Annotated in this window: 9 protein-coding genes; 6 read left to right on the forward strand and 3 right to left on the reverse strand. The window is 48.0% G+C overall.

What is annotated here, in order from left to right; translation table 11 throughout:
* Nucleotides 1-126: 126 nt before the first annotated feature.
* The 5 genes from phoR (at nt 127) to RF679_RS04875 (ending at nt 8497) form a co-directional block, all read left to right on the forward strand.
* The gene (gene phoR, locus RF679_RS04855; RefSeq protein WP_309483092.1) at nt 127-1422 is read left to right on the forward strand and encodes a phosphate regulon sensor histidine kinase PhoR; all 1296 of its coding nucleotides are present in this window, start codon (nt 127-129) and stop codon (nt 1420-1422) included.
* 232 nt (nt 1423-1654) lie between these two features.
* Nucleotides 1655-2731: a two-component system response regulator gene (locus RF679_RS04860; protein ID WP_309483093.1), complete on the forward strand. Its 1077-nt coding sequence runs from the start codon at nt 1655-1657 to the stop codon at nt 2729-2731.
* Nucleotides 2732-2806: 75 nt separating this feature from the next.
* Nucleotides 2807-3955 carry an FIST signal transduction protein gene (locus tag RF679_RS04865; RefSeq protein WP_309483094.1) on the forward strand — a complete coding sequence of 383 codons (1149 nt, stop codon included), beginning with the start codon at nt 2807-2809 and terminating at the stop codon, nt 3953-3955.
* Complete coding sequence (locus tag RF679_RS04870) at nt 3955-7542, forward strand: response regulator (protein ID WP_309483095.1); 3588 nt, start codon at nt 3955-3957, stop codon at nt 7540-7542. Before RF679_RS04865 ends, RF679_RS04870 begins: the two co-directional genes overlap by 1 nt.
* 250 nt (nt 7543-7792) lie before the next feature.
* Nucleotides 7793-8497, forward strand: a complete 705-nt coding sequence (locus RF679_RS04875) for a response regulator transcription factor (RefSeq protein ID WP_309483096.1) — start codon at nt 7793-7795, stop codon at nt 8495-8497.
* Between the two features lie 75 nt (nt 8498-8572).
* Here the strand turns inward: RF679_RS04875 and RF679_RS04880 are convergent, their stop codons facing one another.
* The 3 genes from RF679_RS04880 to RF679_RS04890 form a co-directional block, all read right to left on the reverse strand.
* On the reverse strand, nt 8573-9304 hold the full coding sequence (locus RF679_RS04880) for a hypothetical protein (protein WP_309483097.1): 732 nt from the start codon (nt 9302-9304) through the stop codon (nt 8573-8575).
* A 39-nt stretch (nt 9305-9343) separates the two neighbouring features.
* Nucleotides 9344-10198: a MipA/OmpV family protein gene (locus RF679_RS04885; RefSeq protein WP_309483098.1), complete on the reverse strand. Its 855-nt coding sequence runs from the start codon at nt 10196-10198 to the stop codon at nt 9344-9346.
* Between the two features lie 138 nt (nt 10199-10336).
* Nucleotides 10337-11551: a hypothetical protein gene (locus tag RF679_RS04890; protein WP_309483099.1), complete on the reverse strand. Its 1215-nt coding sequence runs from the start codon at nt 11549-11551 to the stop codon at nt 10337-10339.
* 405 nt (nt 11552-11956) lie between these two features.
* On the opposite strand from RF679_RS04890, the gene RF679_RS04895 reads away from it, so the two are divergent.
* Nucleotides 11957-13291, forward strand: coding sequence for an ATP-binding protein (locus RF679_RS04895; RefSeq protein WP_309483100.1), 1335 nt, complete (start codon nt 11957-11959; stop codon nt 13289-13291).
* Nucleotides 13292-13377: the final 86 nt, after the last annotated feature.

A 13377-nucleotide genomic window follows, 5' to 3' on the forward strand; every position in this document is an offset into this window, starting at 1 on the left:
CTTTGTTGCCTTGACTTCACGTGATGTCTTTGGTGCTTCGGCGTCGGCGATACGCTACAATCTACTTGATCTAAGGCTGTTCGATTAAGCTTGTCGGCTCCCGCCCTACCACCTCCTCATTCATTTATGCGACCTCATCTGATTTTTTGGATTTCTGCCCTTGTTCGTATCGTGCTCATTTTGGCAGGGGCTGGGTTGTGTGGACATTTCTGGGGTGCCAAACTTGGTTTCGCATTGGCTGCGCTGGGAATGTTGGCTTTGGTAATCATGCAGTTGCAGTATTTGCTCAGTTTGTCCGATTGGTTAGAGAATCCAAGTAGCACGCGTTTGCCGGATGGTTGGGGCGCTTGGACTGAAATATTTTCGCGCCTATACAAATTGCGCCGCGAAGACGAAAAGAATCAAGCGGAACTGGCCGAGTGGTTGGCACGTTTTCGGCAGGCCATGACCTTGCTGCCAGACGGCGTTGTGATCATGGACGATGTGATGTTCTTAGAGTGGTGCAATCCCATCGCGGAGCATCATCTTGGTCTCGATTTGAAACGCGATAAAGGAATGCGGGTCACTAACTTAGTGCGCACGCCCGAGTTTATCGACTACATTATTTTAGGTCGATACGACACACCGTTGACCCTCACTTTCCGCGAACGGAAGTTGATAGTTCACATCATTCCCTTTGAAAATCGTCGACAAATTTTGGTCACCCACGATGTGACGGAATCAGAGCGCATCGACATGATGCGTCGCGACTTTATCGCTAATGCTTCGCACGAACTTCGTACTCCCTTGACCGTCATCAATGGCTTTCTGGAAATCGCCTCAATGCAGACCGATGAGAATGTCTCGATCATGTCCTCCCATCTGAAATTGATGGTCGAACAAGGGCAGCGCATGCAACGCTTGGTCGAAGATATGTTAACTCTCAGTCGACTCGAGTCAGCTGAGTTCCAAGTCCGTTCTGAAACGATAGACATGCAGATGATGCTGAAACATATCGTGCAGGAGGCGCAAGCCCTGTCAGCAGGGAAGCACCAAATCGCACTCGATTTCTCCGGACCAAATATACAAGGTAGCAGCGATGAAATTCGAAGTGCTATCAGTAATTTAGTGACCAATGCGGTGCGCTACACACCAGAAGGTGGCAGCATCACCGTTGCGTGGCATGCAGGCGAGAAAGGACCGAAATTATCTGTGCAAGATACGGGCATCGGCATTAGCTCCGAGCATATTTCACGATTGACCGAGCGCTTCTATCGCGTCGATAAAAGCCGTTCGCGCGAGACGCAAGGCACCGGTCTTGGCCTCGCCATTGTGAAGCACGTCTTGTTGCGCCATAACGCCCAGCTTGTGATTGAGTCGACGCCCGGTGTTGGTAGCAAATTTTGTGTGCAGTTTCCTGTCTCACGTTTAATTGAGTCATAAATCTCGCGTAGTTATTGATTTTATTGCACGCTTTTCGGCACGCATCTTTTTATATTGACAATGACGCATCTGGCGCTCGGAATACTTCGTCGTATTTTTACCAAGCGCGCTAAAGTTTTTCCAAAAAGAAACAAATTTCTCAGTAATCCGTCTATCATTTAAAGTGAAATTTCCGAGGGCTCAATTGCTGTAAATCCTTGCGCCTTTTCGCTATGGTTCTCCGAAGTGAGGAATGATGATGGAAATGCGGGTCATTGTGATCGACGATGCAGAGATCAATGTAATGCTGCTGTGTCGTCTGTTAGGCAAGTTAGATCAGTGCTGCGCGGTAAGTTTTACCGAGCCCGAACGTGCATTGCAATGGTGCGCGGAAAATGTTCCAGATCTTGTGCTAGTTGATTTCATGATGCCTCGTATGAACGGGGTGGAGTTCATCAGCGCATTCCGTAAGATCCCATCGTGCGTGGATATACCTATTCTCATGATCACTGCCAATGATGAAACGGCAGTACGTTATGACGCACTCGAAGCAGGGGCAAACGACTTCTTAATTAAACCAGTCGATAAAGTTGAATTTTTAGCGCGTTCAAAAAACATGTTGGCGCTGCGTAAGAACCAACGCCTGCTAGAAAACCGTGCCGCATGGCTAGACTCAGAGGTACAAAAGGCGACTGCCGAGATTAAGGCGCGCGAACAAGAAACCGTCTTGCGCTTGTCGAAAGCAGCTGATTCGCGCGATCCTGAAACTGGTGCGCACATTCTTCGGATGGCGAATTATTCGAAGCTGATTGGCGCCAATATGGGATTGTCCGAGTCACAACAGCAGATCTTACTTGATGCAGCACCCATGCATGACATCGGCAAAGTAGGAATCCCTGATCATATTCTTTTGAAGCCCGGTAAGTTGTCCCCAGAAGAGTTTACCATCATGAAAACTCATGCGACTCTGGGTTATCAAATTCTGGCAGGCAGTCAATCCGAGATTGTGCAAACTGGTGCGCAGATTGCGCTTTCTCACCATGAGAAATACGATGGTAGCGGCTATCCACAGGGACTAGTCGGCAATGCGATTCCCTTGTTCGCACGTATCGTGGCCGTTGCAGATGTGTTTGATGCATTAACCTCAGAACGCCCTTATAAATCGGCTTGGCCGCTTGAGAAAGCGGTGGAATTTTTGCGCGAAGGCAGTGGGCAACATTTTGATCCCGTCTGCGTCGATGCTTTTCTTTTAGATTGGGACAAAGTCTTAGAGATTCGTGAGCGCTATAAGGACGACAAGAATGAATTAGGTGGTTTAGGTTCGTTCTAATTTAAAGTTAAAGCGATAAATATAATTTTTTTTGCAGTGTTTGGCTGGTATCTCTCGTATGAGGAAGGACATAAAATGAAAATTGCTCAAACCGTGATGCAGGATATTTCTACTGACTTATCAAAACTTGATAGTTTAATGGCACTCGAACCTCAGTTGGTGCTAGTGTTTGGTTTTACGGAGCACTTCGCGAACCCTAGTCTGCATCAAGCACTGCGGGCTAAATTCCCTCATGCTCAATGCGTCGGTTGCACCACGGCAGGTGAAATTGCGCCGAGTGGCGTCGTCAATCATACGACGGTGGTGACAGCGATTCACTTTGAAAATACCCAGTTCACGGTTGCGACCGCCCCTTTGGAATCGATGGAGAAGTCCTATGATGCGGGAGCTGCTCTAGCTCGGCAATTGCAGTCGGACCGACTGAAAGCGGTGCTCGTTTTAGGACAAGGTGTCGCCATCAATGGCAGCGGCATGATTGAAGGGATGGTGAGCGTATTAGGGGCGAGTATGCCGATTACTGGCGGCTTGGCCGGGGACGATGGTGCTTTTGTGAAAACCTACACCATGTCGAATCAAGCGGTTTCTACGGATCACATTATTGGGATTGGTTTTGAGGGGGAAAAACTGATGTTTTCGCACGGTAGTTTCGGCGGCTGGAAACCATTTGGCCCGACGCGAAAAGTCACGCGCTGTGTTGGCAATATATTGTATGAACTTGATGGCGAGCCAGCGCTCGATGTTTATAAACGCTACTTAGGTGACTACGCAAAAGACCTACCTGGTTCAGGTTTACTGTTCCCATTCGAGATGCTCAGTGACGCCCGTGAATCTCTAGGGCAGATTCGAACCATTCTTGGAGTGAATGAAGCTGATGGTAGTTTGGTATTAGCAGGAGTGATTAACCCTGACGGGTATTTGCGTTTAATGCATGCACATACGAATGACTTGGTCGATGGCGCTGAAACAGCAGCGAATTCGACCATCGAGAATGTTGGATCCGCAAGTGGGCAAGCCTTAGGTTTATTGGTGAGTTGCGTGGGGCGCAAACTCGTCATGGGTGGCCGAGTCGACGAAGAGGTTGAAGCGGTGCAGGATATTCTCGGCGAGCACACGGTACTCTGCGGTTTTTATTCAAATGGGGAAATTTGTCCCGGTTATAAATTGGAAGCCTGCAGTCTTCACAATCAAACGATGACGATTACGTATCTCGCCGAGGCTGCCTGATGCCACATAAGCTGTCCTTGCGCCAATATAAGCGTCTACTGGGGATCGTAGGTGAGCCTCAGTTAGAAGCGCTTTTATCCGAGTTCGAATCACTGGACGAAAACTGCGGACTGAGTGAAAGCGCACGCCAAGCGCTTAAAGGATTCCGCCATTTCTTCGCGCAAGTGGATGAGGCGTATGAACAGGCAGATCGTGACCTAGCCTTAGGTAAAAGAAGCTTGGAGCTTAGTTCTACCGAATTGATGGAAGCTAACCAAAGCTTGCGCCATGAAGCGGAAATGCGTCAACAGGTCATCCATACTTTGCGTCGAACCGCAAACGAAGTGTTGGCACAACTTGGTAAGCATCTCGGCGATGATGAGAGCTTAGAGTCGCTGAGTACTTTATTGGCTGGTTTAGTCAGTGATGTCTTGAGTACGCGGAGCGAACTTCAAACAGCATTAAATGCAATCAAAAATCAACAGTTTGCACTCGATGAACATGCCATTGTCAGTATCACCGATGAGAATGGTAATTTGTTGTACGCCAATGATAAATTTTGCTCGATTAGCCAATACGATCGGCAAGAATTGTTGGGACAAAACCATCGTATCGTCAATTCCGGACTGCACAGCCCTAGCTTCTTCGCCAATATGTGGGACACCATCAAGAGTGGCGAAGTGTGGCATGGAGAAATTCGTAATCGAGCCAAAGATGGAAGTTTTTATTGGACCAGCGCCACCATCGTTCCGTTCTTGAGCGAACTCAAGCAACCATATCAATTTATTTCGATCCGGACCGACATTACGCATGAGCGCTTGCTAAAGGATGAAATTGAAGCCAGCAAACGCTTACTGCAGAATGTGATGAACACCTTGGGTGAAGGCGTGTACACCTTAGATCATGTTGGTGCATGTACCTTTCTCAATCCTGAGGCCGAGAAGATACTTGGATGGACTCTCGATGAAGCGCGCGGGCAACTTCTGCACGATCTCATCCACGCCCATAAACCGGACGGCACGGTGGTGTCACATGAGGACTGCTGCATCAGCCAGGCTATGAATCATGGCCAAGTATTTCGCTCCGACGATGAGTACTTCCGGCATAAGTCAGGACGCTTTTTCCCTGTGTCTTTAGTCGCGTCTCCCATTTTTGAGAACGGTGAAATTGTTGGCTCGGTGGCGGCCTTCCAAGATATTACGGCGCGACATGCTGCGGAAGCTGCTCTGCGTGAGAGTGAAAATAAGCAACGCATGATCTTAGACAATGCAGCGGATGCCGTGTTTGTGGCGGGCCCCGACGAGCGCTGGATTTATGTGAATGATCTAGCCCTTAACATGCTTGGATTTGAACGCGATGAAGTATTGGGTAACTTGATTTATGATTTGTTGCCGGATGCGCATCGTGAGATTGGACGCAGAACTTTCAATCAACGCCTGCAGCAAGAAAAATTTATTCGCCAAGAAATTCGACTGTTGACCAAGGCGGGTGGACAAGTCCCTGTTGAGATGAATGCCGCTCTGCTGCCCGACGGTAGCATTTACGGATCATGTCGTGATATAACGAGCCGTAAAGAATTTGAGACTGCCTTAATCAAAGCCAAAATTGGAGCGGAGGAGGCGAGCCGTGCCAAGAGTGAATTCTTAGCCACCATGTCCCACGAAATTCGCACGCCGATGAATGGCATCATCGGTATGACGGAACTGACGCTTGATACGGAATTGGATGCGCAGCAGCGAGAGTATCTGGAGCTAGTCAAGGTATCTTCGAATTCCTTATTGGGCATCATTAACGATATTCTCGATTTCTCCAAGATTGAGTCGGGCAAAATGATTTTGGAGCGGATCGAGTTCCCCTTGCGTGAGTTGATTGCGACAACTCTCAAGTCGCTTGCACTACGCGCCGAACAAAAGCATATCGAATTGGTTTATCAAATCGATCCAGAATTGCCACATGTGCTGCTTGGTGATCCGGGCAAGCTGCGTCAAGTAATCACTAATTTGGTGGGTAACGCAATCAAATTTAGTGACTCAGGAGTGATCTCCGTTGACGTCGATCTTGAAGATCGCGACGACGAAGAAGTCAAAATCTATTTCGCGGTTACCGATAGCGGCATCGGGATTCCCGCAGACAAGATTGAACATATTTTCCAACCATTCAGCCAAGCCGACGCATCAACGACGCGCAGGTATGGTGGCACGGGATTGGGCCTCTCAATTTCTTCGCGTTTGGTGAGTGGCATGCAGGGTCAGTTGCAAGTCGTGAGTGAAGTTGGGAAGGGCAGCAGTTTCTTTTTCTCAGCGATTTTTGGCATTGGCGAAATCTCTGAAAAACACGTTCCCGATATTGAGTTGCAAGGCTTGAATGTGTTGGTGGTGGATGATAATTCGATCAACCGCAAGTACATCGGTGATACTCTGCGTAATTGGAATATGCAGGCGGCGGCCGTGGAAAGCGCTCACCAAGCAGTACAGTCTGTAATAAAAAGTCGTGAGGAAAATAAACCTTTTGATTTGATTGTGTTGGATACCTGCATGCCAGAGCAAGATGGCTTTAGCTTGGCCTCGCAGTTGCGTGAAGAAGGCTTACTTGGAAAGAGCAAGATGCTGATGTTGTCATCAGCAGGTTCTCAAGATGATGCCAAACGGTGTGAGGAATTTGGCATTGCAGGATACGTGCGTAAGCCTATCAGTCAAAGTGAATTGCAGTTTGCAATTGAATCGGTTTTCAAAGGCGTCTCGAATGGCGCGATGCACTATGCTCACCTTGCTGCAAACTTACGTGAGAATGAGCAAAAAGCCTTAAGGGTATTGGTTGCCGAAGATAATCCTATCAATCAAAAATTAGCGCGTAGCCTCCTTGAGAAGTGGGGGCATCAAGTCGATGTCGCAGAGAATGGATTATTGGCGATCGCCATGCACAAACGCCACGCCTACGACGTCATTTTGATGGATATGCAAATGCCTGAGATGGGCGGTATTGAGGCTACTCAGAAAATTCGGGCGATGGAGCAAGGTGATGCGCATGTTCCAATTATCGCAATGACTGCCAATGCCATGCAAGGCGACAAAGAACGTTGTCTCGAAGTCGGGATGGATCATTATTTATCCAAGCCAATCAAGTCGGACTTACTTAGGGGCCTGCTGGATCAAATCTTTTCGCAGTTGGCGGAGCCGCGCGCAGTTTCCGACGATACATCATCTGAAACAAACCAAGAGGCAAGACGAAAATCTGATAGTCGAGCGCTACAATTCGATTATTTTGCCAATGTGCTGCAAGGTGATGAAGAGGTTCTAGCTATCATCACGCCGATGTTCTTGGATGCTTATAAAGGTCAATTGCAGGAGTTGCAGTTGGCGGTAACGAAGGAGGATGCCGAACTTTTATACCGCAGCGCACATACTCTTAAAGGGCTGGTGGGGAACTTTAATGCACACCCAGTAGAGGAGTTAGCCAAGGCCTTGGAGCTGAAGGGGAAACACAAAGATTTTTCACGTGTTCCAATCATTTTCGAGCAACTTGAAAAGCAGTTTCAACCAATGATTGAGGCGCTACAGCGCTTTATGCAAGAGAAACTCCAAGATAGTGATTATAAGCAGCATAGTTAAATACATTGGCGACCTATCGTGCGATATAGCAAAGAACAGACGTCTTTCGGGCCTGATCGGCGAATGATGATGCCGATCAGCTCCGTCACCATCGGTTGGTGAAGCCGAGCTTCGTCCCGTGTCACCCCAGCTAGGGCAATTTTTCGTTCTTCTCCCCTCGAAACATACAATTTTCAGACGCTTTTCTACCTTTTGGTTGATTGCTCTTACATCGAAGGGCTTATACAATCTTGGGCGAGGAGATCTGCCTATGTATCGTGTTATGTTGGTTGAAGACGATGAGCGTCTTGCAAACCTGATTATCGAATATTTACAAAGTTACGAGTTCGCCGTCGATTTAGTCGCACGCGGCGACCTTGCTTTGCCACAATTTCAAGCAAGTAAGCCAGATATTGTGGTACTTGATTTGATGCTGCCAGGACTCGATGGGATGGTAGTAGCACGCCAAATCCGCGAGCACAGCAAAGTGCCGATTTTGATCTTGACTGCACGTGAGGATTCGTACGATGAAGTATCTGCACTGGAGCAAGGCGCGGATGATTTCGTGAATAAACCTGTGCAACCCCGCATTCTGTTAGCTCGACTACGCGCTTTGATACGCCGTAGTAACGGTAGTCAAGGCGATGACGCTGCGCATGATCCTGAACTGATTGTGTTCGGTGGACTCCGAATCAACAAAGGTGATCGCATCGTCGAGTGGAATGATTTCGCGATCGATTTATCAAATACGGAATTTAAGTTGCTGATGATTTTGGCTGAGTCGCCAGGCAAGGTTTTGTCGCGCGACGATATTTTGAAAAAAATGCGCGGTATCGAATTTGATGGATTGGATCGTAGTATCGATAACCTTATCTCTCGATTGCGTCGTCGCTTCGACGATCAACACTCCGAGAAAATTAAGACAGTGTGGGGCGAGGGTTACTTGTTTTCACCTTCGGCATGGTCGCTTGCCTAAGTGGAATGTATGTTTGCTTGAAAAGATTCGCAACACATTTTACTTCAAAAAAACGGCGCTATTGAGCGCCGTTTTTTATTCGATGACGGCAATTGCAATCAGTGGACTGCTGCGCGTGACCAGATGTGATTTATCAAAGTTCGTGTCGAAGCGAACTTGCGCGACTTTGAGTTGTATATTGGAATCCTGCCACAAGAGGACATTATCTTGAATTCCGACTGCCTGATGGGTCGATTGATGTGTGCGCAATTCGACTGCAGCGCTACTATCTTTTTTGTCGAAAGCGAACTTCACACCAACGCATTTTTTTCCGTTCATGCCAGCCGGGTCTAGGGAACTCAAGAAGCTCAGGCTCTGCTCACAGGCCGTTCGTAAATCGCTCATCTCATAATTGCCATCGGCACGCAACAGAATACTCACACGTGAGCGGAAGCTGAATTGTCCGATACGCGGCGTGATACTGAGCTCGGCATTTTCATCGTAAGCCGCTTTGAGCAACGGCAATTGGGTTTGTCCCAATGGGTCGAGGTTCAAATTCATCACGCCACTCTTGGAGTTGAGTGTGAGTCGAACGGTATCGAAGCTAACCTGTTTTTCTTTGACGACGATTTGGAAACGGTTCTGAATCAGGTTCTTGCTCTTGCCGAATTTTTCGAACCACACCATGGTTTTGTACGCGTCACGGTAGCTAATCCATTCGCTATCTACTTTTTTGTTCGTGTCAATGCCGCCCTGCGCTTGAGCCATTGAAGGCCCCAGCGCAAAGGCTGCAAGAACTGCGAACAAAGAAGTGATGTTGGATTTCACGATTTTTCGTATTTCTAACAATGATTCAAAATAAAACTCTTAAAACCGATATGCGAGTGCCACTGAGGCACTTGTTCCTACTTGTTTCTCCACCAAGGGACTATCTTTCGCGGATCCGAGTAACTTTGCCGTACGAATACGGCTTGTTACGAGCCAAGAACTATTGATGCTGTAATTCCAATTGAGATCAACATGTACGTCCTTGATTCCAGCTTTCGCTGCATATTCCTCATTGATGCTATTCCACGAATCTTCCTCGTTGACGCCAAAAAAGCTATTCGCATAGGATTCGTTGACGATGCTCACGCCGAAGTTGAGGCTGAGCGAATGATGCCTTGGTAAATTTCCAAAACGGTAATTCAAGTCCGAGTTGAGTTTCAAACCCTTGCGGTCATTACCAGCGCCATACAAGAGTGCATTCGTAAAACGTAGATTTTCGGTGACGCGATAATTGAAGAAGCCACCCCCGAGTAAGCGCGCTTTGATATCTGTCATGCCTTCGAGCCGATTTATTTTGCGGCCGATAATTTTTAGCTCAGGCCCCCAATCGCTCGAACTGGTGGTGCGCATTGGTGTATCAATGGTCGATCCAAGTCCGGATGGTGTACGTCCAGGTTCCAATTGCAGTAAAGGGCCAAACTCAAACTCTGGGCTTTCAGATAAATGCCAGCCTGCACTCATGCCAGAGATATAAAAACCATTGCTCCACTCCATTTGAAACATCGGTAGCAAGGCGCGCTTTCGTGTTTCAGAACCCTCATACACCGGACGTGAATTCACCCCTAAGCCGATGTAGCTGTCATAGCTCCCATCTGGCATTAGATTTCGGCTCGGAGTCTGGGCCATGCAGGGAACTGCTCCGAGTAGACTAATGAGGGCGATTATTTTTTTCATGTTCGACATGCCTGCTTGTAACTTGAATGAAATGATAGCGGCGAGAGTGTTAAGTATTCGCTTCATCGCATTTTACATTTTTCAGCGCGGCGCTTCATGTTATGAGGCTAAATTCATCGTAATCACATTCGGGATGCTTCAATTCCTGGACAAAATCGTTGTAAATTCCACCGGTTCACTCGTTTTATCGATCGCGACGAGGTAGGCCGGTGAGGGTAAATAAAGTGCACATAAGGCGACTGGCGACGGGCTTGATTCACGTACCGAAACATTGATGCTGCCGTTGTAGCGCCAGATTTGCACATCTGCGATGCCATAACAACCGTTCGGTTTGAGACCTGAAAATACGGCGATGACCATTTTTTGACTGAAGTCGATCGCTGGAATCGCTTGCTTTCCTTGGTCATGTTCTGCCCACAGTTTTTCCCAACTAGACTGGTCGTGAATGACGACATAGCGGCTTGATTGAACGCCCGAGATATTACTTTGTGTGACTAATTGCTGAGCCACGATGGCGCCACTTACATCCATGAAATCGACTGGTAAATAGAGGCGTTGGCCGACCACAAGGTTCATAGGCGTGGCGCGCGCACTACTATTTGGATCGCAACTAGCGATCGGCACAATGCTGCGTTCGGAGTATTGCACTAATACGCGTTGACCGTTGCTCGTGACTTTGTGAATCCCAACGTCATTGCAGTTATTGGCACTTTTCGCGAAAACACCCATCAGCATTTGCTGAGTGAAATCAAGAGTAGGTAGCACGGTGTCGCTAAATCCACCGTAACTCGTAAATTGCTGCCAGAGCTTGCCGTCTTTGATCACCGCATTGATGGGCGCTTGTCCATAGAACAGTCGCGGTGCCAAACTTGCTGCAGAAAGAGAGGTTTCTTTGCCACTGGTAACGCTGATCTGTTGTACTTGGTGTGTGTTATCTAAGCCTAAGTTGGCAATATCTAGGTTATTGATGATTTGTCGGAAAAGTGGACTGAGGCTAGTGTCGTTACAGCTGTAGCGTGGACCAGCAATCGAGTCGACGTTGGTACAAAGAATGTTGTCAGGGCTTTTCCCGTACAGAGTTTGACGGTAACGTGCGTCGGCACAGTTCCCGATTTTTTCAGACAAGACGTACTGTTGATCGATGACGAAAAGGCGATTTTCGAGCTCAGCACAGCTCGTGTCTTTTGCTAAGTTTTGGAATGCTGTAGTGTCGAACGGTGATGGGGCTGTTTTTGCGTTCGGACTCGCCGCACTCTCACCCGATCCCCCACAGGCCGTCAAGCAGGCAGTCACGCAGGCGGCCACAATAAGGGCGGCGATAAAACCTAGTGTGTCTGAAATAGCGAATTTCATTTTTCCTACCGACTTCATGAGTGTTGAACGTGTTGAACGTGTTGAAGCGGACCTCTAATGTGGCGATTTGTTCGGCCCACCCGGATCTTGACTGTGTGCAATCTTAAATCGCTTTGAATAAAGAATCCCCTGTGAACTTCGTGCAATTTGTCATGAAATTGTAGAGATAAGCATCTATTTCTACAGAGTGAAATATTTTTTACAATCGTCCTTCTTCTTATAGAATGTCGCAAGGAGATTAAAGATGACGTTTGTAAGACAAATGCGGATATGGAGTGGGGTGCGAATAGGTGCGTTGTATTGCGCACGTAGTGCGTCGTCCTTTTTCTGCGCTTGTCTTAGCATGGCAAGAGTCCTGTCAAATGGCATGAGTCAGTGTGCAGCGTGTGATTTGGAGTGCCATCCATGAATCGCGTTTTTCTCCGTTTTGTCGCCCCGGTTTTCCTATCGATCGCACTCGCCGCGACCCTGGTTTACCTTGTGATCACGGTGATCTTTGGTGAACCGATCAGAGAAAATGCAGAGAAGCAGGCGGCCCCTCAGATTTTCTTGCTGGAGCAGTATATCGACAAAGCCCCTGGCGATGAATGGTTGCAACGCTTGAACAAGGTACGTGAAGTTTCGCAAGTGAAGTTTGAATTGATACCGTTGCGCACGGCCTTAACGCAATTGAACGAAAGCCAAAAGGCGCACTTGATGGATGGCAGTATCGTGATTGATGCGCCTGGCCGAGCTTTTTACCGCCGCGTTGATTTGACTGGCTACCGCTATGTCGATAGCGAGAATGATGTCCTGTATGCGCAAGACTTGCCGATTGATATGTGGCAGTTTATTCGTATTGAGTTGTTGCGTTATATCTTGGTTGCATTGGTACTGTTGGTGCCGCTCGCTTTTTGGTCACGTAATCATTGGCGTGAAGTACAGGCCTTAGCCAAAGTGACGGCACGTTTTGGTGACGGTGACTTAGCTGCGCGAGCCAGCACACCGATTGCGTCGAGCGTCTATCCATTGTCTTTGCAGATCAATGAAATGGCTGAGCGGATCGCCAAGCTACTCACATCACAACGCCAACTTTTGCATGCGGTTTCGCACGAATTACGCACCCCGATCGCACGCCTAGAATTTGCCTTGGAAATCCTGCAAGATACCTCGCACGACGCCAAAGTACACCACAAGATTGATGCAATGCGTGGCGATCTGTTTGAGCTGAATGCGCTGGTGTCTGAGTTGTTGAATCTGGCCAAAATGGAGCAACAACATGATTTGCGTTGCGACCGTTTTGTGGCAGAGGAGTTTGCGATGGCCTGCATCCAAAGCCTACCTCCGATGCGTGAAGAATTACAACTGGGGACGATTATTGAACCCGCTTCATTGGTTATCAGTGGCGACCAACGATTGTTGGCGAGAGCTGCACAAAACTTGCTGAAGAATGCAATGAAGTACGCGAGTAAATCGATACACTTTGAAGTGCGCGCAAGTAAAGAAGGCTTTCAAATCATCGTCGAAGATGATGGTCTGGGCATTCCCGAATCGGAACGTAATAATGTGTTCGAAGCGTTCTACCGCTTAGATCGTAGTCGTGATCGCAATAGCGGTGGGTTTGGTTTGGGTTTGGCAATTGTTCGACAAATTGTGGAAATGCATAACGGCAAAGTCGAGGTCGGTAATGCCAAGCTTGGTGGGGCGCGCTTCTGCATGTGTTTGCCTCATGCAAATATCGTCAATAATCCATCGGATTGAGGGAGGCGTTTCATTCTTGCTGAGCTCGGCTTCGAATTTTTGTGATGAGTCAAATCGCTTATAAAAAAGCCTCGTTCTGGGATAGT

It is taken from the genome of Undibacterium cyanobacteriorum (assembly GCF_031326225.1).
Classification (GTDB): Bacteria; Pseudomonadota; Gammaproteobacteria; order Burkholderiales; family Burkholderiaceae_D; genus Undibacterium; species Undibacterium cyanobacteriorum.

Bases quoted from the DNA above. Each gene is read 5' to 3' on its own strand.
- RF679_RS04865 (WP_309483094.1), top strand. From the start codon at position 2,807: ATGAAAATTGCTCAAACCGTGATGCAGGATATTTCTACTGACTTATCA.
- RF679_RS04890 (WP_309483099.1), bottom strand. From the start codon at position 11,551: ATGAAATTCGCTATTTCAGACACACTAGGTTTTATCGCCGCCCTTATT.
- RF679_RS04885 (WP_309483098.1), bottom strand. From the start codon at position 10,198: ATGAAAAAAATAATCGCCCTCATTAGTCTACTCGGAGCAGTTCCCTGC.
- RF679_RS04875 (WP_309483096.1), top strand. From the start codon at position 7,793: ATGTATCGTGTTATGTTGGTTGAAGACGATGAGCGTCTTGCAAACCTG.
- RF679_RS04870 (WP_309483095.1), top strand. From the start codon at position 3,955: ATGCCACATAAGCTGTCCTTGCGCCAATATAAGCGTCTACTGGGGATC.
- phoR (WP_309483092.1), top strand. From the start codon at position 127: ATGCGACCTCATCTGATTTTTTGGATTTCTGCCCTTGTTCGTATCGTG.
- RF679_RS04895 (WP_309483100.1), top strand. From the start codon at position 11,957: ATGAATCGCGTTTTTCTCCGTTTTGTCGCCCCGGTTTTCCTATCGATC.
- RF679_RS04860 (WP_309483093.1), top strand. From the start codon at position 1,655: ATGATGATGGAAATGCGGGTCATTGTGATCGACGATGCAGAGATCAAT.